A 25096-nucleotide genomic window follows, 5' to 3' on the forward strand; every position below is an offset into this window, starting at 1 on the left:
GCGCCCCGGGGCATGACCCCGGAGGCGTTTCAGGGCGTGCCCCCGGGGTGTCCCCGACGACGCCCCGGAGCGCGTGTCGGAGGTGACCCGGAACCCGGCCCCCGTGTTGGACCGGAGGTGATCCGGAGCGCGATCCCCGGGGTGACCCGGAGGTGATCCGCAGCGGGCCCCGGGGTTGACCCGGGGTGACCGGAGCGTGTCCCCGGGCGGTCCGGAGCGCGCCCCCCCCCGTGTGGGCCCCGAGGGTCTTCTAGAACGCGGCCTCGTCCAGCTCCATCAGGTCCAGCTCGACGTCGGCGGCGACCTTGCGGGCCAGGGTGACGCCCGGCAGGACGTTGGCCGCGAAGAACTTCGCCGCCGCGATCTTGCCGGTGTAGAACGGCCGGTCCTTGGCGGAGGCCGTCTCCAGCTTCTCGGCGGCGATCGCCGCGCCCTTGAGGAGCAGGTAGCCGACGATCACGTCACCGGAGGCGAGCAGCAGGCGGGTGGTGTTCAGGCCGACCTTGTAGATGTTCTTGACGTCCTGCTCGGTCGCCGCGAGGTCGGTCAGCATCAGGCCGACGATGGCCTCCAGCTCGACGGCCGCCTTCGCCAGGTGTTCGCGGGCGCCGGCCAGCTGCTCGCCGCCGGTGTCGACCGCGAGGAACTTCTTGATGTCCTCGGCGAGGGAGTTCAGCGCGGTTCCCTGGTTGCGGACGATCTTCCGGAAGAAGAAGTCCTGGCCCTGGATCGCGGTGGTGCCCTCGTACAGGGTGTCGATCTTGGCGTCGCGGATGTACTGCTCGATCGGGTACTCCTGGAGGAACCCGGAGCCGCCGAAGGTCTGCAGCGACTGGGCGAGCTGCTCGTAGCCCTTCTCGGAGCCGTAGCCCTTGACGATCGGCAGGAGCAGGTCGTTGAGCGCGTGCTCGGTCTTGGCGTCCTCGCCGGCCGCCTCCTTGACCGCGATGGCGTCCTGGACCGAGGCCGTGTAGAGGACGAGGGCGCGCATGCCCTCCGCGTACGCCTTCTGCGTGATCAGCGAGCGCCGCACGTCGGGGTGGTGGGTGATGGTGACCTTCGGCGCGGCCTTGTCCATGAAGTTCGCCAGGTCGGGGCCCTGGACGCGCTCCTTGGCGTACTCGAGCGCGTTGAGGTAGCCGGTGGAGAGCGTGGAGATCGCCTTCGTGCCGACCATCATGCGGGCGAACTCGATGATGCGGAACATCTGGCGGATGCCGTCGTGCTTGTCGCCGATCAGCCAGCCCTTGGCGGGATGGCGGTCGCCGAAGGTCATCTCGCAGGTGTTGGAGGCCTTGAGGCCCATCTTGTGCTCGACGTTCGTGGCGTAGACACCGTTGCGCTCGCCCAGCTCGCCGGTCTCGAAGTCGAAGAGCGTCTTCGGGACCATGAAGAGGGACAGGCCCTTGGTGCCGGGGCCGGCGCCCTCGGGGCGGGCGAGGACGTAGTGGAGGATGTTCTCCGACATGTCGTGCTCGCCGGACGTGATGAAGCGCTTGACGCCCTCGATGTGCCAGGAGCCGTCCTCCTGCTGCACGGCCTTCGTGCGGCCCGCGCCCACGTCGGAGCCCGCGTCGGGCTCGGTGAGGACCATCGTCGAGCCCCACTGCCTCTCGACGGCGATCTGCGCGATCTTCTTCTGGACGTCGTTGCCCTCGTCGAAGAGGATGCCGGCGAAGGCCGGGCCGGAGGAGTACATCCACACGGCCGGGTTCGCGCCGAGGATCAGCTCCGCGAAGCCCCAGATCAGGGACGGCGGGGCGGTGGTGCCGCCGATCTCCTCGGGCAGGCCGAGCCGCCAGTACTCGGAGTCCATGAAGGCCTGGTAGCTCTTCTTGAAGGAGGCCGGGACCGGCGCGGTGTTGGTCTCCGGGTCGAAGACCGGCGGGTTGCGGTCGGCGTCCGTGAAGGACTCCGCCAGCTCGTTCTCCGAGAGGCGGGTCAGCTCCTCGAGGATGCTCTTCGCGGTCTCGGTGTCCAACTCCTCGAACGGGCCGGTGCCGTACAGCTTGTCGCGCCCGAGCACCTCGAAGAGGTTGAACTCGATGTCGCGAAGATTCGACTTGTAGTGCCCCATGGCGACGGCTCCCGAAATCCGTTGGAGAGATGGGCGAGGCACTGGATCCTCGCGCTAGTTCACATACCGACAAGTAGCAAGTACCTACGATGATGCTACCCGTCGGTAATAAGTTGCAACCCCCCGGTCCGCCAAGTGTGAGAAGGGTCTACCTCGCTCCGCCGTCGGCGCGCCTCGGTACTCTTGCGCCCATGTACGGATACGGCCAGCCCATGGACGGCGGTGCTGCGCAGCAGCAGTACGCGTCGCCGCAGCAGCAGATGCCCGGCGGCCATGGCGGCTACGGGCAGCAGCCGCCCCTCTATCCGGAACCGTCCCCGCCGTCCCTCGCGGACGCGGTCCGCGCGTTCACCACGGGGCAGCTGGCCGCCGAGGACTTCCAGCAGGTCTTCGCCACCTCCAAGGTCTACTGCCCGCGCGGCGACAACCCCGGCTTCCTCGCCCTGCACAACACTCAGCAGCCGGTGATCCCGATGTTCACCAGCCTCAAGGAGCTGCGCCGGTACGCGGGCAAGGAGTCGAAGTACTTCGTGATCACCGGTGCGGAGGTGATCGACCTGCTGCCCACCGGCTACGGCTTCGTCCTCGACATGGAGGGCGAGCACCGGATGGTGTTCGACGCGAAGGCCGTGGAGCAGATGGTCGAGTTCGCGATGCGCCGGATGTACGGCTGAGACGGATCACCCGTGCCGTGCGGCGGAAGCCCGGAGGGAATGCCCTCCGGGCTTCCGCTGTTACGGGTGGCAGGAAGTTCAATACTCAACTAAAGTGGAACGTACGTCGCCCTAGGAGGTACGGACATGCCCGCAGTGACCGTCGAGAACCCGCTGACCCTCCCGCGCGTCACCGCGCCGGCCGAGGCCGTGGCACGTCCCGTGCTCGCCGTCACGACCGCGCCCAGCGGTTTCGAGGGCGAGGGCTTCCCGGTGCGCCGCGCGTTCGCCGGGATCAACTACCGTCACCTCGACCCGTTCATCATGATGGACCAGATGGGCGAGGTGGACTATCAGCCCGGGGAGCCGAAAGGCACCCCCTGGCACCCGCACCGCGGCTTCGAGACCGTCACGTACATCATCGACGGGATCTTCGACCACCAGGACAGCCAGGGCGGCGGCGGCACCATCACCAACGGCGACACGCAGTGGATGACGGCGGGCTCCGGCCTGCTGCACATCGAGGCGCCGCCCGAGCACCTGGTCATGTCCGGCGGTCTCTTCCACGGCCTGCAGCTGTGGGTGAACCTGCCGGCCAAGGACAAGATGATGCCCCCGCGGTACCAGGACATCCGAGGCGGGCACGTACAGCTCCTCACCACTCCCGACGGCGGCGCGCTGCTGCGGGTCATCGCCGGCGAGCTGGACGGGCACGCGGGGCCCGGCATCACCCACACCCCGATCACGATGGTCCACGCGACGGTGGCGGCGGGTGCGGAGATCACGCTGCCCTGGCGCGAGGACTTCAACGGCCTCGCGTACGTCCTCGCGGGCAAGGGCTCGGTCGGCGCCGAGCGCCGCCCGGTCCACCTGGGGCAGACGGCGGTCTTCGGCGCGGGCTCCTCGCTGACGGTCCGCGCGGACGACCAGCAGGACTCCCACACGCCCGACATGGAGGTCGTGCTGCTGGGCGGACAGCCGATCCGTGAGCCGATGGCGCACTACGGCCCGTTCGTCATGAACACCAAGGACGAGCTCCAGCAGGCCTTCGACGACTTCCAGAAGGGCCGCCTGGGCACGATCCCGGCCGTGCACGGGATGACGGAGGAGGGCATCTAGCCCTCTCATTCAGCCCTCCGGCCCGCCGGAAACCCGGTACGGTACGACAAGGCCCGAAGCCGCAACATCGGTTTGCGACTTCGGGCCTGTCTCATGTCACCTGGCCGCTACGGCAGTACGCAGATCGGGCTCCCGTCCGGTGCGTGACCCGCATGCCGCACACACCCCCGTTCGAACAGCAGATCCAAGCTGTCGTGTACGCGCTTGTGCGAGAGGCCCGTGTCGGCGCTGATCTCTTCCACGCGATACGTGGCCCCGCCGTGCAGCAGCGCTGGGGCCAAGTAGGCGGCCACGGTGTGCACGTCCTCAGCGCAGGCCAGGTCCTTCGCCCTCCACTTGGCGAGCAGCTGCTGAGGCGTCAGCTCCGGAGCCGGTGAGGGCCGAGAGCGGTCGTCGGGACGCTTGAGGGCGGCGGCGATGTCCTGAAGGCTGTGGTTGATCTGCCGCAGCAGGTCGTTGCGCTCCCCGGCGACGGCGGCCATGCTCTCGTCCATCACCATGTTGCGCTCTTCGAGGCGCACGAGAGCGTCGACGACCTGCTCCGGCATGACGTACGCGGTACCCCCGGTGGGGGCGGGCTGCACGGGGGCGGGTGCCAGGGCGTAGGAGCCGTCGCGCTGGATGGTGGCGATGACACTGGCGACCCAGGTCTTGAAGGGCTGCGACTCCGGCTTGGTGCAGGAGTTGACCAAGAGGATCAACCCCTGAAGCGTGACCAGATTCATGTCTCGTCGCCACTCTCGACCTGCGGGAATGCTGAGAGTGTGCCTCTGAAGCACACTCTCGAGGCTGTCGAAGTTGGCTGCGTCCGCGATGTTGCGCAGAGTGGAACCGACGTGTGCGTAGCCCAGGTTCTTGCACACGTCGACTGCCGGGAACCAATGCGTCCCGTCCGGAGTGGTGAGCCTGCGCACCCGTGCGCCGGTCGCCGCGTAGACGAAGTCGCTGATCTCGATCGCGTCCTGCCGTGCCGCCGACCGGTTCGGCGGCGGTGTGTTGTTCTGCTCGTACATCGAGCATCACCTCCGTCTCGGACGGTAGGCATATGCCGGGGCAACGGGCTGCGCCAGCAAGGATGTTCACCCTTAAGGCGCGGGCGTTCGAATTCTGAGTCCGAGTCATGTCCCGTTCACCCGGGCGGCCGTCAGGTCAGGACAAGTCGGCGGGGCCGTGATCCGCTGGAGCGGTGCATCTGCTCCCGCTTCCCGCCCGCCGCTTCGCGGCCTGGTGCGCCGTGGTGCTGCTGGCGTCGGGCGTCGGGTATGTCGGGATCAGGCTCTGCTCCGAGTTGCGCACCGCCGTCACACCCGTGCTGCTGGCGTTGCTGGGGACCGCGCTGCTGCGGCCGCTGTACCGGCGGATGGTGGCGGCCGGGGTGCCGCGGTCGCTGTCGGCCGGGATCACCTGTGTCGCCGTCGTCGCAGTGGTCGGCGGGGCCGTGTACATCGTGGTCGCCGCGCTGATCGACAGCGGGGACCAGATCGTCGCCGCGCTCAGGTCGGCGGCGAGGGGCGTCGCCGATCACTTCGGGGCGGCCGGGACCTCGCTCGACGACCTCGCCTCCCATGCGAAGGAGCTGCTCACCAAGTTCGGGGGGACGGCCGCCTCCAATGTCATCAGCGGGGTGAGCGTCGTCGGCGAGACCATCGCCATGGCCGTGCTGGCGCTGCTGCTCGTCTTCTTCTTCCTGCGGGACTCCTACCGGGCCGTCGCCGTTCTGCGGTCCGTCGCTCCGGGCGGCAGCGCCGACACCCTCGAGGCCATGGCCCGGCGGGCCTTCCGGGCCGTCGAGGGGTTCATGCGGGGGACGACGTTCATCGCCTTCATCGACGCGGTGTGCATCACGGTCGGGCTGCTCGTCCTCGATGTGCCGGGCGCGGTGGGGCTGGGCGCTCTCGTCTTCGTGGGGGCGTACATCCCGTATCTCGGCGCGTTCCTCTCCGGGGCGGTCGCGGTGCTGGTCGCGCTCGCCGACCGGGGCTTCGTCATCGCGCTGTGGGCGCTCGGCGTGGTGCTCGCCGTGCAGGTGCTGGAGGGGCATGTGCTGCAGCCGGTGATCCAGAGCCGGACCGTGCAGATGCACCCGGCGGTGGTCATGGTCGCGATCACGGCCGGGGCGTCCGTGGCCGGGATCCTCGGCATGCTGCTCGCGGTGCCCCTGACCGCGGCCGGCTTCGGGATCCTGCACGAACTGCGGACGCGCTACGAGACTGTCGCCGACGGTTCGTAGAGCTCGAACCAGATGCTCTTGCCCTCGCCCCGCGGCGCGACCCCCCAGGTGTCCGCGAGCAGCTCGATGAGGACGAGGCCACGGCCCGAGGAGGCCAGCTCGCCGGGGCGGCGCATGTGCGGGAGGTCGTCGCCGGTGTCGGTGACCTCGATGCGGAGCCGGCGTTCTCCGGGCGCGCCGGTGACCTCGGCGACCAGCAGCGCGTCGGCGTCGGTGTGGACGAGGACGTTGGTCAGGGTCTCGGAGACGAGCAGGACGGCCGAGTCGACCTGGTCCTCGCAGCTCCAGTCGTGCAGCAGTTCGCGCAGTTGCTGCCGGGCCACGGCGATGCGCTCCGGTTCGGCCTGCGCGACCGTCAGCATCGAGCGGCGCACGGGCTGCCGGGCGGGCAGCGGCGCGGCGCCCGGACCGCAGCCGCCCTCGCCCTGGCGGCAGAGCAGCAGTACGGCTATGTCGTCCTCGCGGCGGTCGGCCAGTGGACCCGTGGTGTGGTGGGACGAGGGGCCGTGCACCGCCTGGACCAGGGCGTCGGCCAGTTCCTCGAGGTCGCCCTCGTGCGCCTCCAGGATCTTGCGGACGCGCCGCCAGCCGGTGTCGAGGTCGTGGCCGCCGGTCTCGAGCAGGCCGTCGGTGCACAGCATCAGCGCCTCGCCGGGTTCCAGGGCGAGCCGGGTGGTGGGGTAGTCGGCGTCCGGGTCGATGCCCAGGGGCAGTCCGCCCGCGATGTCGCGGAGCAGTACCGTGCCGTCGGCCATCCGGATCGCCGGGTCCAGATGGCCGGCCCGGGCGGCCTCCAGCACCCCGGTCACCGGATCGACCTCGATGTACAGGCAGGTGGCGAAGCGCAGGTCGGCGCCGCCGTCCGCGTCGGCGAGGCCGTGCAGGAATCCGGAGGCGCGGGAGAGGACCGCGTCGGGGCGGTGGCCCTCGGCGGCATACGCCCTCAGCGCGATGCGCAGCTGGCCCATGAGACCCGCCGCACGGACGTCGTGGCCCTGGACGTCCCCGATGACCAGGGCGAAGCGGCTGCCCGCCGGGTTCATCCTGGACGCGCCGCCGGGGGTCGTCCGGGACGCTCCCCCGGAGTTCGTCCGGGACGTGCCGCCGGGCAGCGGGATCATGTCGTACCAGTCGCCGCCGACCTGGAGGCCGCCGCCGGTCGGTATGTAGCGGGCGGCGAGGGTCATGCCCGGTATCTCGGGGCCGAGCGTCGGGAGCATGGAGCGCTGCAGGCCGTCGGTCAGCTCGCGCTGGGTCTCCGCCGCACTCGCGCGGGTGAGGGCCTGGGCGAGCATCCTGGCGACCGTCGTCAGCACGGACCGTTCGTCGGGGGTGAACGCCACCGGGTAGGTGAAGCCGGCCATCCAGGCACCCATCGTGCGGCCGGCCACGGTCAGCGGCAGGAACGCCCAGGAGTGACGGCCGAAGGGCGCGGCCAGCGGCCAGGTGAGCGGATAGCGCTCCTTGTACTGCTCCGGGGAGGACAGGTACACGGCACGCCCGGTGCGCACGACCTCGGCGGCCGGATAGTCCGTATGGATGGACATCTGGGTGAAGGGGTCCTCGTCGCCCGACTGGTGGCCGTGGTGGCCGTGGTGGCCGTGGTGGCCGATGATCGTCAGCCGGTCGCCCTCCACGCCGAAGACGGCGAGGCCGTCCGGTGAGAAGCCCGGCATCGACAGTCCGGCGGCGACCCGCAGCACCTCCGCGGTGGACCGTGCCTCCGCGAGAGCCCGGCCCGCGTCCAGCAGGAACGCCTCCCGTGAGCGGCGCCAGTCGCCGGTGACGGCGGTCCGCCCGGCCGGGGTGCCCGGGGTCGGCTCGGTGACCTCCTGGAGGGTGCCGATCAGCTCGTACGCCTTCTTGACCGGGTCGAAGGACGGCTTGGAACGGCTGCGGACGACCCGGACCACCCGCCCCCGGTCGTCCATGATGCGGATCCGCACCTCGGCGAGGGTGCCCTCGGCGACGGCGAGCTGCACCACTCCGGTGATCTCGTTCCAGTCGACGGGGTGCAGCCGGGCCCGGGTCTGGGCCTCCGTGAGGACGGTCTCCTCCCGGGGCAGACCGAGCAGCCGGGCTGCCTCGGCGTCGACCGTGACCAGCCCGGTGGCGGTGTCCCAGTGCCACAGGCCGGTCGCGAGGGAGACGAGGACCTCCCCCACGGCGGGCAGAGGCTCGCCAGTGCGCATTGCCCCACTTTAAGAAGACCGGAACGAAGAATGCCACTGATCCCCGGCTTCCCCAGCTGTTCCTGCCGCCGTTCCAGCCGGACGACCCGGCCGTCGCGGGTGCCCGGTCATGGGGGGAGGGGCGCGTGGCGTGCCCGGTACCCTGGGGGTTGTTTCACGTGAAACACCATGAAGCCCAGACCCCGATCCGCGAAGACTGGATGAACGACGATGCATCGGTACAGGTCCCACACCTGCGGCGAGCTCCGCGCCTCTGACGTCGGCACCGACGTCCGGCTGAGCGGCTGGCTGCACAATCGGCGCGACCTGGGCGGCATCCTCTTCATCGATCTGCGCGATCACTACGGCATCACGCAGCTCGTCGCACGTCCGGGCACGCCCGCGTACGAGGCCCTCGACAAGCTGACCAAGGAGTCGACGGTCCGCATCGACGGCAAGGTCGTCTCGCGTGGCGCGGAGAACGTCAACGCGGACCTGCCGACCGGCGAGGTCGAGGTCGAGGTCGGCGAGGTCGAGCTGCTGGGCGCGGCCGCCCCGCTGCCCTTCACGATCAACGCCGAGGACGGGGTCAACGAGGAGCGGCGTCTGGAGTACCGCTTCCTGGACCTGCGCCGGGAGCGCATGCACCGCAACATCATGCTGCGCACGTCGGTCATCTCGGCGATGCGGCACAAGATGACAGCGCTGGGCTTCAACGAGATGGCGACGCCGATCCTGTCCGCGACGTCCCCCGAGGGCGCCCGCGACTTCGTCGTCCCGTCCCGGCTGCACGCGGGCCGTTTCTACGCCCTGCCGCAGGCCCCGCAGCAGTTCAAGCAGCTGCTGATGATCTCGGGCTTCGACCGCTACTTCCAGATCGCGCCCTGTTTCCGGGACGAGGACGCGCGTGCGGACCGGTCGCCGGGCGAGTTCTACCAGCTCGACGTGGAGATGAGCTTCGTCGAGCAGGAGGACGTCTTCCAGCCGATCGAGAAGCTCATGACCGAGCTGTTCGAGGAGTTCGGCGGCGGCCGCCACGTCACCTCGCCGTTCCCGCGCATCCCGTTCCGCGAGTCGATGCTGAAGTACGGCTCCGACAAGCCGGACCTGCGGGCCCGGCTGGAGCTCGTCGACATCACCGACGTCTTCGAGGGCTCGGAGTTCAAGGCCTTCGCCGGCAAGCACGTACGTGCGCTGGCGGTGCCGGATGTCTCCGCGCAGCCCCGGAAGTTCTTCGACCAGCTGGGCGACTTCGCGGTCTCGCAGGGCGCGAAGGGTCTGGCCTGGGTGCGTGTCGCCGAGGACGGCTCGCTGTCCGGGCCGATCGCGAAGTTCCTCACCGAGGAGAACGTCGCCGAGCTGACCAAGCGGCTCTCGCTGGCCGCCGGTCACGCCGTCTTCTTCGGCGCGGGCGAGTTCGACGAGGTCTCGAAGATCATGGGCGCGGTGCGCGTCGAGGCCGCCAAGCGCGCCGGGCACTTCGAGGAAGGCGTCTTCCGCTTCTGCTGGATCGTCGACTTCCCGATGTACGAGAAGGACGAGGAGACCGGCAAGATCGACTTCTCGCACAACCCGTTCTCGATGCCGCAGGGCGGTCTGGAGGCCCTGGAGACGCAGGACCCGCTGGACATCCTGGGCTGGCAGTACGACATCGTCTGCAACGGCGTCGAGCTGTCCTCCGGCGCGATCCGTAACCACGAGCCGGAGATCATGCTCAAGGCGTTCGAGATCGCGGGCTACGACCGGGAGACCGTCGAGGACAAGTTCGCCGGCATGCTGCGCGCGTTCCGCTTCGGCGCCCCGCCGCACGGCGGGATCGCCCCGGGCGTCGACCGCATCGTCATGCTGCTGGCCGACGAGCCGAACATCCGCGAGACCATCTCCTTCCCGCTCAACGGCAACGCCCAGGACCTCATGATGGGCGCACCGACGGAGCTGGAGGAGGCCCGGCTGAGGGAGCTGCACCTGTCGGTGCGCAAGCCGCAGCCGAAGTAGGCGGTGGCCCGTCCGGGCAGTCAGGGCGGGCGGAACCAACGGGAGTGGCCCGGAACCGACATCGGTTCCGGGCCACTCCCGTGTTCCGTGGAACGTACGGCTCTCGCCCCCTGCTCCCGAGAGGTGGGCCGTCCGGCGGGCTGCCCGCCGGACGGCCCGGCGCCGACTGGACAGGGCCCGTCCTGGGTACTCGCCACTCAGGCGACGTCGAAGCCGCCCGCCCCCTCTCTCCGAGACCTCACCGGAGTCCCACAGGAATCCCTCGGGGCGGGCACAGCGAGCCGCCCGATCATGGAGGAGAAGAGACCAGATCAGGCCAGATCAGACCAGGGGCCGACGAGGGCCGGGACGGGAAAGGAGCCGGCGATGGCTTCCACGGGGTTCGCGATCACGCTGTCGGTGCTGCTGATCGTCGGCGCGGTGCTGTGCGTGGTGGCCCAGCGCCGCGACTGGCGTCGTCGTCCCTCGTCCGGCCTGGACGCGGAGGCCGAAGCCAACCATTGGCTCGTCCGGCTGGCCGGCGGGCTCGTCCCGCCGGATGTGCGGGCCTGGGCCGGGGCGGACGTGGCGGCGGAGCGCTCGATGACGCAGGCGGCGGAATGCCACCGTGCGGCCCGCACCCGGCTGGCCACGGCCCGTACCGCCGTGGAGTACGAGGAGGCGACCCGGCTGGCGAAGGCGGGTCTCGAGCACCTCGCGGCGGCGCGCGCGGGTCTGGGACGGGGCCCGGCCGCACCGACCCCGCGCAGGACGTCGGCGCTCGCAGCCAAGTAGTGCCGTTGACCCTACTGTCGACCCTTTGCCTGAGCCTGACCTTGCCGTTCCACAGGTCGTTCTCACGCCCCTGACAGCCCCGGTCCCTACCTTCGCGGCCATGACGGGAAACCACGAGAACGACGCGAGCCACGCGAACGACGCGAGCAACGAGGATGTCACCGGCAGCCCGAGCGCCGAGGCGGGACGGCAAGGGCCGCGGCACAAGCGTGATCTGACGCGCCGCAAGGTCGTCGTGGCCGGCGCGGGCGCGGCCGTCGCGGTCGGCGCCGGCGGGGCACTCGCGGCCGGCGCCTTCGCCGGTGAGAAGAAGCCCGCGAGGAAGGCCGCGGCGAAGCCCGCGACGGGCGGCGCCAAGGCCACGGCCTCCGCCGGTTCCTCCGAGGCCTGCTACCTGCTCACCTCCGAGACCACCGAGGGTCCCTACTACATCGACGCCGACAAGATCCGCCGGGACATCACCGAGGACAAGGAGGGCATCCCCCTCACCCTCGCCCTGAAAGTGATCGACTCCGAGACCTGCAAGCCCGTCGCGAACGCCGCCGTCGACATCTGGCACTGCGACGCCCTCGGCCTCTACTCGGGCTACGAGAGCCTCTCCTCCGGAGGCGGCGGCGCCCCCTCCGGAGCCCCGACCGACGCGCCCACCGGGACCCCGACCGACGTCCCCACGGCCGCCCCGACCGGTGAGCCGCCCTCCGGCGGCGGCGGTGGTGGCGGGCACGAGGAGCCGACCGACGACAAGCGCTATCTGCGCGGCACGTGGAAGACCGACCGGCAGGGCCGCGTCACCTTCAAGACGGTGTTCCCGGGCTGGTACCGGGGCCGTACCGTCCACATCCACACCAAGGTGCATGTGGACGGGAAGTGGACCGACGCCGGTTACGAGGGCGGGCACGCCTGCCACACCGGGCAGTTCTTCTTCGACGAGGCGTCCGTGATCGCCGCGTCCGCCGTGGCGCCGTACTCCACCAGCACCACCGAGCGCACCACGCTCACCGAGGACACGATCTACGACCGGAGCGGCACCCAGGGCGGTCTGCTTCAGCTGAAGTACGACAAGAAGCGCATCGCGAGAGGGGTGGTCGGCTCGATCACGATGGCCGTCGAGCCGGACGCCACCCACGACGGCACGGACGACGGTGTCCAGCCAGGCGCGTCGGCCTCGTCGGAATAGCCGGCGGAGCAGCTGTCGGCGTCGGCGGCGTCGTCCGGCTGACCGTCGGCCGGCCGGCGGGGGCGTCCCCTCATTCGTCCGGGGACGCCCCCGCCTCCAGCAGCCTTTCCGCGATGTCCGTCGACCAGGCCTGGGCCCACGCCCGCAGGTCGGTGAGCTGGTCCTCGGCCAGGCCGTACGCCTCGAACGCCGAGTCCGGGAAGTGGTCGGTGCCTTCCAGACGGGTCCGCAGGGCGGGCAGGTCGAAGTCGTCCCGGGCGTGACGGCGGGCCAGCTCCTCCAGCTCGGGGTGGGTGAAGCGGGCGGACGCCGCCCGCGCGTCGATCAGGTCGACGGCCAGCCCCCGGTCGTAGAGCGCCCGGATCTTCGTGCCCACGGCGTCCCCCAGCGCGAGCGCCGGCCCGTACGGGGTCGCGACGGGCGGGCTCCAGAACGTCTCCTTGTGCAGGGCCAACCGGAGGACCGTGTCGGCGTCGCGGTCGGGCACGGACAGGTGCGCCGACAGCGGGTCCGTGTCCTCGAGGTCCACACCGTGACGGCCCGCGGCGGTGAGCGCCGCGCCCAGCGACTCGGCGAGCCGGGGCATGGGCACCGCGCTCTCCGTCGCCAAGTCCACGTTGGCGTGCGGGCGTTGGATCAGAGCGTGTGCCTGGAGGGCGTAGCCGCCCGCCAGCGCCCAGGGGGCGCCGGGGGCGGCCGTGGCGAAGACCTCGGCGAGCAGACGGAGGTGGGGTCGGAGAAGGTCCACCGCGTAGTCGTACCAGGCGGTCGGGGCGGGAACGCTACTTCGCCACGAACTGGGTGAGGATCGCCTGGACTTCGTAGATGTCGACGCCCTTGGTGAAGGTCTTCTCGATCGGCATGGACGAGCCGGAGACCCAGATCTTCAGTTCGGCGTCGAGGTCGAAGGTGCCGGCGGTCTCCACGGCGAAGTGGGTGATGCTGCGGTACGGGATGGAGTGGTACTCGGTCTTCTTGCCGGTGATGCCCTGCTTGTCGACGAGGATCAGCCGGCGGTCCGTGAACAGGATGGTGTCGCGGATCAGCAGGAACGCGGCCTGTACCTGCTCTCCCTGACCCAGCAGCCGCGCGTAGTCCTGCTGCGCCTGCGCGGGGTCGATGGGATGCGCGTTGCCGAAAAGTGCCATGTGGGTCCCCCAAGTGACGTGTACCGGTGTGTGAGCGTGCCGCCGTATCGCGTGCGCGCCCCCTGTGCCCGGGGGCCGGCCGGATCCGGTCCGATCCGGTGCGATCCGGTCCGAACCGGGCCATGCGCCGGACCGCCGATCTGCGGTGATCCCTCCCCCGTGGGGGCCGTTCGCCCCCGATGCGCACCTTAAGCGGGTGGTGGGGGAATCGTGAAGGCGTTTGATCGCGCGGCGTGCGGGCCTGCCGAAAAAATCCGCGATCAGCGGCAACTCTTCACCGCATGGCGACCACTGACCGGACGTAAGCCCGCTCCTCCCCGTAAGGATTCCCCGTGGCAGTTGCCTCCCACCGCCGGTCCCTCCGCTCGCGCCGCGTCCTCGTGATCACCGCAGCCGTGGTGGCCGCAGGCGTCGGCGCCGGTGTCGTCGTGATGAACGCGAACGCCTCGCCCGTCGACCTGTACCACCAGACGCTCGCGGCCAAGGACGGCTGGGCTTCCTCCGGCGCGGGCACCACCGGCGGCTCCAAGGCCGACGCGGCGCACACCTTCACCGTCTCCACTCGCGCCCAGCTGGTGAAGGCGCTGGGCTCGGCGTCCGACACCACCCCCCGGATCATCAAGATCAAGGGCACGATCGACGCCAACACCGACGACTCGGGCAAGAAGCTGACCTGCGCGAGCTACGCGTCCGGCACCGGGTACTCGCTCTCGGCGTACCTGAAGGCGTACGACCCCTCGTCCTACGGCAGGTCGAAGCTGCCGTCCGGCACCCAGGAGAAGGCCCGCGCCGCCGCCCAGACCAAGCAGGCGAAGAACATCGTCTTCAAGGTCCCCGCCAACACGAGCCTGGTCGGTGTGCCGGGTACGGCCGCCGGGATCTCCGGCGGCATGCTCCAGATCCAGAACGTGGACAACGTCATCGTCCGCAACCTGAACTTCTCCGCCACCGAGGACTGCTTCCCACAGTGGGACCCGACCGACGGTTCCACCGGCAACTGGAACTCCAACTACGACTCCGTCACCCTGCGCGGAGCCACTCATGTCTGGGCCGACCACAACACGTTCACGGACGCGCCCCACCTGGACAGCGTCAACCCGAAGTACTACGGCCGCGAGTTCCAGATCCACGACGGCTCCCTCGACATCACCAAGAGCTCCGACCTGGTGACCGTCTCGCGCAACCAGTTCACCAACCACGACAAGACGATGCTGATCGGCAGCAGCGACAGTGAGCCGGCCGGCAAGCTGCGGGTCTCGATCCACCACAACGTCTGGAAGGGCATCGTCCAGCGCGCCCCGCTGGCCCGCGTCGGCCAGGTGCACATCTACAACAACCTGTACGACGTGACGCCCCTCAACGGCTACGTGACGCAGTACAGCATCAACTCCCGCGCGAAGGCGCAGGTCGTCGCCGAGAACAACTACTGGAAGCTGGCGTCCGGCGGCAAGGTCGCGAAGCTCCTCAGCGGCGACGGCACCGGCGCGGTCAAGGGCTCCGGCAACCTCGTCAACGGCACGGTGACCGACGTCGTCGCCGCCTACAACGCCGCGTCCTCGAAGGACCTCAAGACGACGGTCAACTGGACCCCGACCCTCACCTCGGGCCTGGAGACCTCGGCGAAGAACCTGCCGACCTCCCTGGCGACGACGACGGGCGCGGGCGTCCTGAAGGCGTACTGACCCACCACCCCCTACGGCCGGCGGCCCGGTGCCCTACCTCCCGGGCCGTCGGCGGCCCCGCCCCTTTCCAGGACTCGCGAGGCGGATCACGCGAGGCGCGTGGTCTTCTCCCCCGGACATCGTTCTCATGGTTCAGCGACATTCTTGCGAGGAACCCCAGGCGTTTACGCGTGGGAGGAATCGCATCGTGTGGTGGCGACGCGGAGCGTCGCGGTGTCCGGGGTTTCGGGCGCGGAGCGCCCGTGGGGCTGTCCGGCGGAGCGGGACGATATCGAACGTACGGTCAGTGGCTCGCTGGATGGTAGGACGGATGTGCGGAAGCTGCCTGTGTGTGCGGGCGGGTGTGTAGGTTCGGGTGTCATGAAGCTGGTGGTGCAGGTCAAGCTGTTGCCGACGCCGGTACAGGCGGCGGAGCTTGAGGCGACCCTGCATGCCTGCAACGAGGCGGCGACCTGGGTGTCCGGGGTCGCCTTCGTCAAGGACGTGAAGCGCAACTTCGCGCTGCGCGAGCACACCTACTCCGAGATCAAGCAGCGCTGGGGCCTGGGTGCGCAGGCCGCCCAGCACGCCATCAAGAAGACCTGTGACGCCTACCGAACGCTGGCGGCGAATCTGAAGGCCGGGAACCTGGGCAAGCCGTGGTCGAAGCGGTACCGGCGGGCGGTGGAGAAGCCGATCACGTTCCGGCCCGAGGGCGCACAGCCCTATGACGACCGGATGCTGTCCTGGCAGATCGCCGACCGGACTGTCTCGCTGTGGACCCTGTCCGGGCGGATGAAACAGGTGGCGTTCATGGCTTCCCCGGAACAACTGGCTCGCCTGGCCCTGTACCGCAAGGGCGAGTCCGACCTCGTCGCGCGGGACGGCATGTGGTTTCTGCAGGCCACCTGCGAGATCCCCGAAGCACCCCTGCACCCTGCTGCCGGCCATGGCGTCCTGACACCTCGTCGAACGGCAGGCCATGCGGTCGAAGGACCTGCGTCCCGGCAAGGGCAGCGGGACCGGTGACGGTGGGAAGGGCGGCTTGAGCCCGTCTGGAAGCCCGGTGCCGGCCGGTGCCATCGTGGCGAGCGCAGAAGTCCACGCGGGCGCCGGCCGGGACTGACATTCGGCATTGCCGGGAACCGAGCGGCGACCTAGTCTGTGAGTTGGCTCACAAGAGAAGGCGGTTGTCGATGTCCGGTACGGAATCCTCCGACTACACCCAGCGGCTCGCACGGTTGGAGACCTCGGGGGTCAAACGCCTGCTGCCCACTCAGGCCCCGTACCGGTGGAATCTGAAGCGACTGCGGCTGGGGCGGGTGCTGGACGTCGGCTGCGGCATCGGGCGGAACCTGCTGAACTGCGGGCCGGACAGTGTGGGTGTCGACCACAACGCGACCTCGGTCGAGACCTGCCGTGAGCGCGGTCTGAACGCGTACACGCCGGACGAGCTGGCCTCGGCCCCGGACTGCGGCCCGGGCTCTTTCGACAGCCTGCTGTGCGCGCATGTCCTGGAGCACATGGACGAGACGCTGGGAAACTCGATCCTGGAGCAGTACCTGCCGCTGGTGAAGCCCGGCGGCTCGGTCGTGCTGATCTGTCCGCAGGAGGCGGGCTACAAGACGGACGCCACGCATGTGCGCTTCGTCGACTTCGACGGGCTGCGCGCGCACGCCGAGAAGGCCGACCTGGTCGTCGAGCGCAGTTACTCCTTCCCGTTCGCCCGGCCGATCGGCAAGGTCTTCCCCTACAACGAGTTCGTCCTCGTGGCCCGCACACCCGCCTCGTGAACTGAACCGCCCCGGGTTTGATGGAGACATCGAAGACCCAGAAGGATGCCGACCATCGCTGCTCCCCGTGAGTACTCCGACGAACTGCGCGAGCGCGCGACCCGCATGGCGGTTGAGGCCCGCGAGCGAGGACGGCCAGGGCGGCACGCAGGGCATCAGGGGTCGGCTCGGGACGCGGGATCAGCTCGTGTCCGTGATCGGCCTTGGTGCTCATGGTGTCCTCCAGGGGGTGCCCCGGCCAGAACGTCCGCAGAGTATCCGGCTGGGGCCGTAGAGGAGCCGGGACGCGTGTCCTGCTGTGTCCGGTGGTCGGCTGTGACCGTCGCGAGGGCCTGGCGGTGGCGGCGGAGTACGGCGGACCCGCCCAGCAGCAGGGCTGGCGGCCGGTAGTGCGGGCCTCGCAAAGAACTCTCCAGGGCGGGCAGATAGTTCCAGCGCACGGCGGGGTGCGCGGAGTGCGTGAAGTGGTACAGGTCCCCGTACGGCAGCCAGGTGCCGCGGGCCAGCAGGGCCAGGGGCGTGTTCCGCGGATACAGGCGCAGGCACCGGCCCGCCTCCACGGCGACCGGGGGGCCGGCGACCGGATCCGGATCGAACCAGCGGTGTTCCACGAGCAGTTATCTGAAGCCCGGTGAGAAATCGAGCTCGGCCCAGACGATCTTGCGGGGAGTTGGGCCGAGTTCGACTCCCCAACGGTCGGCGAAAGCCTCGACGAGGAGGAGGCCGCGCCCGGCCTCGGCGTCGGGGGCGGGGGGTCGGCGGTGCGGGAGGTCGACACCTCGTGTGTCCGTCACCTCGACGCGGAGAGTTTCGGCGCGCGCCAGGAGTGCGAGGCGGAAGTCGCGTCCGGGGAGGCGGCCGTGCGTGGCGGCGTTCGCGGCCAGTTCGGCGACGAGGTGCGCGGCGGCCTCGGCTGTGTGGTGCGGAAGCTCCCAGGTGCGCAGCCACTCGGTGGCGAGGAGCCGGGCAAGGCGGGCACCGCGTGGCGTCGGGGACAGCAGGACGCTGAAGTGACGGGTCGGGGAGTGGAGTTGGGTGGAGGTTTTCTGGTTCACGTCACCGAGCGTGGCGGTGCACGCTTACCGTGAACAGTGACGACGTCGATGCGTAGAGTGACTGTCCGGGGCTTGTCCATTGCTGTCCGGGCTGTCCGTGTGGGGTCTATGGGTACGGGCGTTGCGGCACGGTGGGACGACGGAGGGCGTGGCATGTCGGTGGACGGCGAGGTACGACGACTCAGGACCGAGGCGGACGAGCCGGGGTGGGAGGTGGATCCGGACGACGAGTGGGGCGTCGCCGTCATCACCACCGTGGGGCGGCAGTTGAAGCTGCGGCGAGAGGCGGCGGGGATGCGGGCCGCCGAATTCGCGGTGGCCGTGGGGTACGGGGAGGACCTGGTCTACAAGGTCGAGGGCGGAAAACGGATCCCTCGCCAGGAGTACCTGGACAAGGCCGACGAGGTGTTGGCGGCGGGCGGGCTCGTCTCGGCGGCCTGGGAGGACGTGAAAAAGGTCCGGTATCCGAAAAAGGTTCGGGAACTGGGGAAGCTGGAGGCCCAGGCGGTTGAGATCGGTATCTACGAGTGCAACAGCGTCCATGGGCTGTTGCAGACACCAGAACACGCCCGCGCCTTGATCGAGGCTGCGCAGCCGCCGTACTCCTCGGGCGACGTGGAGCGCATGGTGGCCGCCCGTCTGGCTCGACAGACCGTGTTCGAGCGCGACCCGGCACCCTCCCTCCACTTCGTCCTGGAAGAGACACCGCTGCGCCGACCGGTTGGAGGCACAATGGCGTGGAGGCGTCAGCTCGAACATCTGCTGGGGGTGGGGCGGTTGCACCACGTCACCCTTCAGGTGATGCCGACGAACACCGATGCCCACCCGGGTGTGGACGGCAAGATCGAGTTGCTGAAGTTTCCGGACGGTACGGCCGTGGGCCGCAGTGACGGTGCGTTCAACGGCCGACCTACCGCTGAGGCCAGGGACCTGCGCATCCTTGAACTGCGGTATGGCACCATCCGGGCGCAGGCTCTCCCGCCGAGAGAGTCGCTCGCCTTCATCGAACAACTGCTGGGAGAGACATGATCCGCAAGGCCTCCACCGAGGACGCCTCTGAACTGCACTGGTTCAGGAGCAGCTACAGCAGCGGCACGGACGGCAACTCCTGCGTCGAGATCGCCACGACTCCCGGCACCGTCCATGTCCGTGACTCCAAGAACGTCGAAGGGCCTCGCTTGGCGGTCGCGCCTGGCGCTTGGGCGGACTTCGTGGCGCACGCTGCGGAGGACTGAGGAGAAACGGCTCGCGGGGGCGGGCTGCGGGCGGTCAGGTGTCGTAGGTGCCGTTCCAGGGGGCGGCGAAGGCGAGGCGGTCCGGGTAGAGCTCCGCCCAGGTTTCGGGATTGCCGTCCTCGTCCTCGTCCTCGCGGATCACCAGGCCGAACAAAACGTTCTCGTATGTGAGTTGGAACGGGCGGATCGCGATGTCCGTGTAGGAGCGGCGGGGCAGGCTGCGCAGGAGGGTGGCGAGGCGGACGCGGGCGCGGGTGAGGACCGAGTCGTCGCCGTCCGGGTTGCGCTGCTGTTCGGCCCAGGTGCCGGCGCACCAGATGTCCGAGGCGCGGTAGTGGCCTGCGGCGTCGAAGGTGTGCAGCACGGTGTAGAGGCGTTTGTGCTCTTCCCAGCCGTCGTCGAGACGGAAGCCCTGGGGGAAGGCGTACGTGACCGACGCGAGGAACTGACCGTCCGCGTACCGCCCGATGGACTCGGTGCGGTGCCTCGGTTCGTAGGCGATCGGAATGACCTCGGGGACTGGGACTGCCATGGCGGAAACCATACGGCTTGGCGTGAACGTGCCGAAGAGGGGGGAAGCCGTCCGTCTTTTCCTCTACATCTTCTTCGTTTTCGCTTCCCCCCGCCTCAGTGGGTCACTCCTCGGTGCCGCCGAAGCGCTCCTTGTACGCCGCCAGGTCCTCGTCCTGGAGCTTCGCGAACAGGACCGGCGGGACGGTGAAGGGGGTGCCGGCGGGGACGGAGGCGAGGGTCCGGGCCTCGTCGGCCGTCACCCAGGTCGCCGTGTCGTCGGCGAGGGAGAAGGCCTCACGCATGATCTTCGCCGTCGCCGGGATGAAGGGCTCGGAGACCACCGCGTAGAGGTGGATCAGGTTCATCGCCGTGCGCAGCGTGAGGGCCGCGCCGTCCTTGTCCGTCTTGATCTCCAGCCATGGGGCCTTCTCCTCCAGGTAGGAGTTGCCCGCCGACCACAGCGCGCGCAGCGCGGCGGCCGCCTTGCGGAACTGGAGCGCCTCCATCTGCGACTCGTACTCTGCGAGCAGCTCGGCAATCTGCTCCCCGAGCTTCGCCTCCGCCTCGCCGGGCGCGTTGCCCGCCGGGACCTCGTCGCCGAAGCGCTTCTTCGAGAAGGACAGGACCCGGTTGACGAAGTTGCCCAGGGTGTCGGCGAGGTCCTTGTTCACCGTGGCCGTGAAGTGCTCCCAGGTGAAGGACGAGTCGTCCGACTCGGGGGCGTTGGCGATCAGGAAGTAGCGCCAGTAGTCGGCCGGCAGGACGTCCAGCGCCTGGTCGGTGAAGACGCCGCGCTTCTGCGACGTGGAGAACTTGCCGCCGTAGTACGTCAGCCAGTTGAAGGCCTTGACGTAGTCGACCTTCTTCCAGGGCTCGCGCACGCCCAGCTCGGTGGCCGGGAACATCACCGTGTGGAACGGGACGTTGTCCTTGGCCATGAACTCCGTGTAGCGGACCGGGTTCTCGCCGCCGTCCGCCTCGTACCACCACGACTTCCAGTCGCGGGTCTCACCGGCGGGGGCCGCGTCCGACCACTCCTTCGTCGCGGCGATGTACTCGATCGGGGCGTCGAACCAGACGTAGAAGACCTTGCCCTCGGCGGCCAGCTCCGGCCAAGTGTCGGCCGGTACCGGGACGCCCCAGTCCAGGTCGCGGGTGATGGCGCGGTCGTGCAGGCCCTCGGTCAGCCACTTGCGGGCGATGGAGGAGGCCAGCTGGGGCCAGTCCGCCTCGTGACGGGAGACCCACTCCTCGACCTCGTGCTGGAGCTTCGACTGGAGGAGGAACAGGTGCTTGGTCTCGCGGACCTCCAGGTCCGTGGAGCCCGAGATCGCGGAGCGCGGGTCGATCAGGTCGGTGGGGTCCAGGACGCGGGTGCAGTTCTCGCACTGGTCGCCGCGGGCCTTGTCGTAGCCGCAGTGCGGGCAGGTGCCCTCGACGTAGCGGTCCGGGAGGAAGCGGCCGTCGGCCGGGCTGTACACCTGGCGGATCGCCCGCTCTTCGATGAAGCCGTTCTCGTTGAGGCGGCGGGCGAAGTGCTGGGTGATCTCGACGTTCTGCGGGGAGGAGCTGCGGCCGAAGTAGTCGAAGGCCAGCGCGAAGCCGTCGTAGACGGCCTTCTGCGCGTCGTGCGCCTGCGCGCAGAAGTCGGCCACCGGGATGCCCTGCGCCTTGGCGGCCAGCTCGGCGGGGGTGCCGTGCTCGTCCGTCGCGCAGATGTAGAGGACGTCGTGGCCGCGCTGGCGGAGGTACCGGGCGTACACGTCCGCCGGGAGCATGGACCCCACCATGTTGCCCAGGTGCTTGATTCCGTTGATGTACGGAAGGGCGCTGGTGATGAGGTGTCGAGCCATCGGAGGCTGCTCCCAGTCGGTTGTTCTACGGCGATCGGTCGTCTTGTGGCCTTGAACTTGAAATCGTAGCCGACATGGGTGGGCCGCCCGCCTCCCGTTTTACGGGGTGGGAGGCGGGCGGCCGGAGGTGCGGGCGGCCCGGTCGGGTGGGCCGTCGGGTAGGGCGGTCGGGTCAGGGGCGCCAGGTGGCCAGGACGCCCTCGTAGAGCTCGGCGTCCGTCAGCTCGCGCGGGGTGGGGCCCGCGTGGAAGAAGGACGTGTTGGGGGTCTTCAGCTTGCGGAGGTAGTCGAAGGCCTTGTTGTCGTGCTCGCCGAACGCGACGAAGGAGAAGAAGACCGCCGGGTGGCTCTTCGCGGCGTCCGTGAGGGACTGGGTGGCCGGGGTCTTCGCGTCCGGGGCGCCGTCCGTCTGGAAGATCACCAGGGCGGGGGTGCCCGGGGCTTCCTTGTCGTGGTGAGTGAGGACGGCCTCGACGGCGGCGTGGTAGCTGGTACGGCCCATGCGGCCGAGGCCCGCGTGCAGCTCGTCGATCTTGTTGTCGTGGTCGGCGAGGGTCAGCTCACCGGTGCCGTCCAGCTCCGTGGAGAAGAAGACCACGGGGACCGTGGCCGCCGGGTCCAGGTGGGCGGCGAGGGCGAGGGTCTGCTCGGCGAGGGCCTGGGCGGAGCCGTCCTTGTAGTACGCGCGCATGCTCGCGGAGCGGTCCAGCACGAGGTAGACCTTGGCGCGGGCGTCGGTCAGGCCGACGTTCGCCAGAGCGGTGGCGGCGGCGGTGTGGGCGGTGCGGAGCGTTGCGGGGATCGCCGCGGCTGTCTCGGCCTCGGCCTCGGCTTCGGCCTCGGTCTCGTTCCCACCCGCACCACCCGTGCGGCTCTCGTCGTCGGGTGCGGGTGCCCCCTGTGGGGCGTCCTCGCCGTCGGCGGCCGCGGGTTCGGGGGCGGGCTCGGTCTCCGTTTCCGGCTCCGGCTCCGGCTCCGGTGCTGTGTCCGCGGTCGGCTCCTCGACGGGCGCGACCTCGGCCGCCGTCTCCGGCTCGGCCTCTTCGGTCTCCTCGGCCTGGTCCGCCTGGTCGGGTTCCGCGGCAGTCTCCGGCTCCGCCTCGGCGGTGGGCTCGGCCGCCACTGCCTCCGGCTCGGCGGGGACCTCGGACGCCGGCTCCTCGGCCTGAGCCGTGGGCTCTGCCTCGGGCTCGGTGTCGGCGGCGGTGTCCTCGGCCTCGGCCTCGACAGGTGCCTCGGGCTCCTCGGCGGCCTCCGCCGGAGGCTCCTCGGTGGATGCATCCGCCTCAGCCGCGTCCGCGGCTTCGTCCGCCGTCGCCTGCGGCTCGGCCGGAGCGTCCGCCGTCGGTTCCGCCGGAGCTTCGGCCTCGGCGTCGGCAGGCGCCTCCGTGGACGCCTCCGTCACGTCGCCGGTTTCGGCCTCGGCCTCGGCTTCAACAGGTGCCCCGGGTGTGGGCTCGGCTTCGGGCTTCGCCTCGGTGGATGCCTCGGGCTCGGGCTCCGGGGCGGCCTCCGTGGCGGTGTTCTCCTCGGACCTCGTCGGCTTGGGGACCGCGACGTTGTCGAAGGCCGCCGCCACCAGGTCGTGCTCGTTCGGGGACTCCGTGCGGGGTTCCGGGACCTGGGCCGTCGGAGCGGGCTCGGGAGAGGGGGAGGGGGACGGGGAGGGGAGTGTCGGTTCCTGCGCCGGCGTCGGTGTCGACGTCGGCGCGGACGGCTCCGCGGCGGCGGTCTGTTCCTGCGAAGGAACCTGTTCCGCACCCTCTGCCTCGGCCGTGCGCCCCTTGCGGGACCTGCCGAATGCATTCCGCAGGAGAGTGAGAATGCCCATTTGCGCAACCCTTCGCATGAGTTGTAGCCGTCAATCCCTGGCCAGGACGGACACGTAAGGTTAGCGGCCCTTGGCGGTGATCTTGGGCAGGGGTGAGCGCGCGGAATGCGGGTGTGTCAACACCGCCTCGAAAGCCCGCCGTCCTGCCGTCCCGCTGTGCCGCCGTGGCGCTGTCCCGCCGTCACGCGGTGGGTGAGGTGATGGCCCGTGCCGCCGCGATCTCCTGGCGCAGCGGCTCCAGGACACTGTCCGGCGGTCCGGTGAGGTCGGTGCGGACGGGATACAGGACCTCCGTGTCCCGCAGGCCCTCGGCCAGCTCGTCCAGCTGCCGCGTGACCTGGGCGACCTCCTGCCGCGACGGCGGTTCGGCCCCGTGCTTCACGCGGACCCGGGCCGCGGTCGTCGCGTCCACGATCCGCTCCACCGCGACGACCAGCGGCCACCAGGCGGCCGCCCGCCGTCCGGTCGGCGGCGGCTTTGTCCAGGACACCTACAGTTTCCGATAGGAGCGGATTGTCGGTTATACGCCAGATCTCGAGAGGGGTCCAGTTACGTCCCGGACCATTAGGCAAACTTGATTCCTCTGTGCCCTTGTACGTATACGCCCAGCTCAACGGGGGCTGGCCTGGTGGGTGGGGGCATCCTTGAACGCGGCATGCAACTGGCCCCGTCAGAAGCCAGAACAGCTGAGCTTCGCGGGGCCGGTCAGCAACGGGCTACTGGGAGCGGGCGGCGAGGCGACGCCTGGCAGGTGTGAAGGCGTCGATTGACCCGGCGCCCTCACCGGGCGCGTCGCTCCGCTCTCGGATGCGGGCGGCGAGACGCTTCAAGCGGGGGTCTCCGGGCTTGACATCGATGTGGAAATGGGACTGCTTCACCGGCTTCAGGTCGCCGCCCCATGTCACGACGCCTTCGCATTCGGCGAGGACGTCCGCGACGACGATCCGTTCGGTCCCACTCATACCGGTGCTGTTGACGTCGGCGCCGAGCGGATAGTGCATGGGACGGATCGCGATGGCAGTGCCCGACAGGTGGTTCGACTCGAACAAGGCACCTACGGTCCGATCGATGGTGTGCCCGTGGAGGTCGCCAGCCCTCAGCATGTCGACTTCGTACGCGAACCGGCGGGCCACGTAGAGCAGTACCGTAGCCACGTCGCCCCTCGCTAAGGAGACCTCGACGTTCGTGCCTTCCACCCGGTACGTCGTGGTGCTGTCAATGACATGCCAGCCGTTCGCGGACCGGGCTTGTTTCCACGTGTGTTCACTGGAAGCAGAGGCGGCCGCTACAGGTCCGGCAGTCGTCAGGGCGATTGTTGCCCCGGCTCCGATGCCGAGGGCCTGTCTACGCGTCAAGCTCGTTGTCACGAGGAAGCCTTTCTGCACTTGTAGCGGTTGATGAGAAGCAGGGTGGAGCAGACGATGGAGCAGGCCAACCCGACATAGAGCAGCGGCGGGGCCCAGAACCACACCTCTTCCGTGCTGTACCCGCTGCTCCAATGGCAGGTGATGGACGGAGGGAAGCTGTCCACACGCACCGATGTCAGGCTGTAGTCCCGTCCGGCATCCATGTAAACGCCGTCGCCGGTCTTGTCCCCGCACACATCAAGCGGGTTGGTGAAGGCGAGCCCGTAGACGGTCGCGGCCCCGTAGGCGGCGATCGCCGCCGCGATTCCGATCACGGCCCACCGTGCCGGCCTGGAGGGCTTTCTCCAGGCCACCCACAAGGCGTATGGCACTGTCCCGATGGCGAAGAGGACGAGTGTGATCGCGGGCGGTCCGAACAGCGCGAAGGAAGACACCATGCACCTG

23 protein-coding genes and 1 pseudogene are annotated in these 25096 nt (G+C 69.6%); 11 read left to right on the forward strand and 13 right to left on the reverse strand.

The window, feature by feature from the left end; all coding sequences use genetic code 11:
* Window positions 1-250: 250 nt before the first annotated feature.
* Window positions 251-2077 (reverse strand): acyl-CoA dehydrogenase, encoded by a 1827-nt coding sequence (locus QA802_RS21695; RefSeq protein ID WP_334525272.1) that lies wholly within the window; start codon window positions 2075-2077, stop codon window positions 251-253.
* Between the two features lie 191 nt (window positions 2078-2268).
* On the opposite strand from QA802_RS21695, the gene QA802_RS21700 reads away from it, so the two are divergent.
* Together QA802_RS21700 and QA802_RS21705 are read left to right on the forward strand one after the other, a co-directional pair.
* The gene (locus QA802_RS21700) at window positions 2269-2751 is read left to right on the forward strand and encodes an SseB family protein (RefSeq protein WP_057578035.1); all 483 of its coding nucleotides are present in this window, start codon (window positions 2269-2271) and stop codon (window positions 2749-2751) included.
* 126 nt (window positions 2752-2877) lie between these two features.
* Window positions 2878-3849: a pirin family protein gene (locus tag QA802_RS21705; protein ID WP_334525274.1), complete on the forward strand. Its 972-nt coding sequence runs from the start codon at window positions 2878-2880 to the stop codon at window positions 3847-3849.
* 107 nt (window positions 3850-3956) lie between these two features.
* Here QA802_RS21705 and QA802_RS21710 read toward each other — a convergent pair whose 3' ends face one another.
* A complete protein-coding gene (locus QA802_RS21710; RefSeq protein WP_334525277.1) occupies window positions 3957-4862 on the reverse strand; it encodes a BRO-N domain-containing protein in 906 nt (301 codons plus the stop codon).
* Window positions 4863-5035: 173 nt separating this feature from the next.
* On the opposite strand from QA802_RS21710, the gene QA802_RS21715 reads away from it, so the two are divergent.
* Window positions 5036-6079: an AI-2E family transporter gene (locus QA802_RS21715; protein WP_334525280.1), complete on the forward strand. Its 1044-nt coding sequence runs from the start codon at window positions 5036-5038 to the stop codon at window positions 6077-6079.
* Here the strand turns inward: QA802_RS21715 and QA802_RS21720 are convergent.
* On the reverse strand, window positions 6052-8271 hold the full coding sequence (locus QA802_RS21720) for an ATP-binding SpoIIE family protein phosphatase (protein ID WP_334525283.1): 2220 nt from the start codon (window positions 8269-8271) through the stop codon (window positions 6052-6054). The genes QA802_RS21715 and QA802_RS21720 overlap by 28 nt on opposite strands.
* 210 nt (window positions 8272-8481) lie before the next feature.
* Here QA802_RS21720 and aspS point away from each other — a divergent pair, with 210 nt between their 5' ends.
* The 3 genes from aspS to QA802_RS21735 all read left to right on the forward strand — a co-directional run bounded on the left by aspS (window position 8482) and on the right by QA802_RS21735 (window position 12196).
* Window positions 8482-10245 carry an aspartate--tRNA ligase gene (gene aspS / locus QA802_RS21725; protein WP_334525286.1) on the forward strand — a complete coding sequence of 588 codons (1764 nt, stop codon included), beginning with the start codon at window positions 8482-8484 and terminating at the stop codon, window positions 10243-10245.
* A gap of 366 nt (window positions 10246-10611) precedes the next feature.
* On the forward strand, window positions 10612-11019 hold the full coding sequence (locus QA802_RS21730) for a hypothetical protein (RefSeq protein WP_334525289.1): 408 nt from the start codon (window positions 10612-10614) through the stop codon (window positions 11017-11019).
* A gap of 214 nt (window positions 11020-11233) precedes the next feature.
* Window positions 11234-12196, forward strand: coding sequence for an intradiol ring-cleavage dioxygenase (locus QA802_RS21735; protein ID WP_443042287.1), 963 nt, complete (start codon window positions 11234-11236; stop codon window positions 12194-12196).
* A 70-nt stretch (window positions 12197-12266) separates the two neighbouring features.
* Here the strand turns inward: QA802_RS21735 and QA802_RS21740 are convergent, their stop codons facing one another.
* The gene (locus QA802_RS21740) at window positions 12267-12944 is read right to left on the reverse strand and encodes a hypothetical protein (RefSeq protein ID WP_334525295.1); all 678 of its coding nucleotides are present in this window, start codon (window positions 12942-12944) and stop codon (window positions 12267-12269) included.
* 34 nt (window positions 12945-12978) lie between these two features.
* A complete protein-coding gene (locus QA802_RS21745) occupies window positions 12979-13344 on the reverse strand; it encodes a PH domain-containing protein (protein ID WP_057578027.1) in 366 nt (121 codons plus the stop codon).
* A 332-nt stretch (window positions 13345-13676) separates the two neighbouring features.
* On the opposite strand from QA802_RS21745, the gene QA802_RS21750 reads away from it, so the two are divergent.
* From QA802_RS21750 to QA802_RS21760, 3 genes are all read left to right on the forward strand, one after another.
* A complete protein-coding gene (locus QA802_RS21750) occupies window positions 13677-15026 on the forward strand; it encodes a pectate lyase family protein (RefSeq protein ID WP_334525298.1) in 1350 nt (449 codons plus the stop codon).
* A gap of 189 nt (window positions 15027-15215) precedes the next feature.
* Window positions 15216-16034, forward strand: a complete 819-nt coding sequence (locus QA802_RS21755; protein WP_443042159.1) for a hypothetical protein — start codon at window positions 15216-15218, stop codon at window positions 16032-16034.
* A 167-nt stretch (window positions 16035-16201) separates the two neighbouring features.
* A complete protein-coding gene (locus tag QA802_RS21760; protein WP_334525301.1) occupies window positions 16202-16798 on the forward strand; it encodes a class I SAM-dependent methyltransferase in 597 nt (198 codons plus the stop codon).
* Window positions 16799-16953: 155 nt separating this feature from the next.
* Here QA802_RS21760 and QA802_RS21765 read toward each other — a convergent pair whose 3' ends face one another.
* Both QA802_RS21765 and QA802_RS21770 read right to left on the reverse strand, forming a co-directional pair.
* Window positions 16954-17409 (reverse strand): hypothetical protein, encoded by a 456-nt coding sequence (locus QA802_RS21765; RefSeq protein WP_334525304.1) that lies wholly within the window; start codon window positions 17407-17409, stop codon window positions 16954-16956.
* 6 nt (window positions 17410-17415) lie between these two features.
* A complete protein-coding gene (locus tag QA802_RS21770; protein WP_334525307.1) occupies window positions 17416-17853 on the reverse strand; it encodes an ATP-binding protein in 438 nt (145 codons plus the stop codon).
* Window positions 17854-18006: 153 nt separating this feature from the next.
* On the opposite strand from QA802_RS21770, the gene QA802_RS21775 reads away from it, so the two are divergent.
* Window positions 18007-18882: a helix-turn-helix domain-containing protein gene (locus tag QA802_RS21775; RefSeq protein WP_334525310.1), complete on the forward strand. Its 876-nt coding sequence runs from the start codon at window positions 18007-18009 to the stop codon at window positions 18880-18882.
* On the forward strand, window positions 18879-19088 hold the full coding sequence (locus QA802_RS21780; RefSeq protein ID WP_334525312.1) for a DUF397 domain-containing protein: 210 nt from the start codon (window positions 18879-18881) through the stop codon (window positions 19086-19088). Before QA802_RS21775 ends, QA802_RS21780 begins: the two co-directional genes overlap by 4 nt.
* Before the next feature lie 34 nt (window positions 19089-19122).
* Here the strand turns inward: QA802_RS21780 and QA802_RS21785 are convergent, their stop codons facing one another.
* The 6 genes and pseudogenes from QA802_RS21785 to QA802_RS21810 form a co-directional block, all read right to left on the reverse strand.
* Entirely contained in the window at window positions 19123-19620 is a 498-nt protein-coding gene (locus QA802_RS21785) for a hypothetical protein (RefSeq protein ID WP_319165887.1), read from the reverse strand.
* 103 nt (window positions 19621-19723) lie between these two features.
* A complete protein-coding gene (gene metG, locus QA802_RS21790; protein WP_334525319.1) occupies window positions 19724-21454 on the reverse strand; it encodes a methionine--tRNA ligase in 1731 nt (576 codons plus the stop codon).
* Window positions 21455-21626: 172 nt separating this feature from the next.
* Window positions 21627-23285, reverse strand: a complete 1659-nt coding sequence (locus QA802_RS21795; protein WP_334525321.1) for a VWA domain-containing protein — start codon at window positions 23283-23285, stop codon at window positions 21627-21629.
* 181 nt (window positions 23286-23466) lie between these two features.
* Window positions 23467-23766, reverse strand: a pseudogene (locus QA802_RS21800) (FUSC family protein); the annotation flags it as partial.
* A gap of 235 nt (window positions 23767-24001) precedes the next feature.
* On the reverse strand, window positions 24002-24652 hold the full coding sequence (locus QA802_RS21805; RefSeq protein WP_334525323.1) for a M15 family metallopeptidase: 651 nt from the start codon (window positions 24650-24652) through the stop codon (window positions 24002-24004).
* A complete protein-coding gene (locus QA802_RS21810; RefSeq protein WP_334525325.1) occupies window positions 24649-25089 on the reverse strand; it encodes a hypothetical protein in 441 nt (146 codons plus the stop codon). The genes QA802_RS21805 and QA802_RS21810 overlap by 4 nt, the downstream gene beginning before the upstream one ends.
* Between the last annotated feature and the right edge of the window lie 7 nt (window positions 25090-25096).

This window comes from Streptomyces sp. B21-105 (genome assembly GCF_036898465.1).
In the GTDB taxonomy this organism is placed as follows: Bacteria; Actinomycetota; Actinomycetes; order Streptomycetales; family Streptomycetaceae; genus Streptomyces.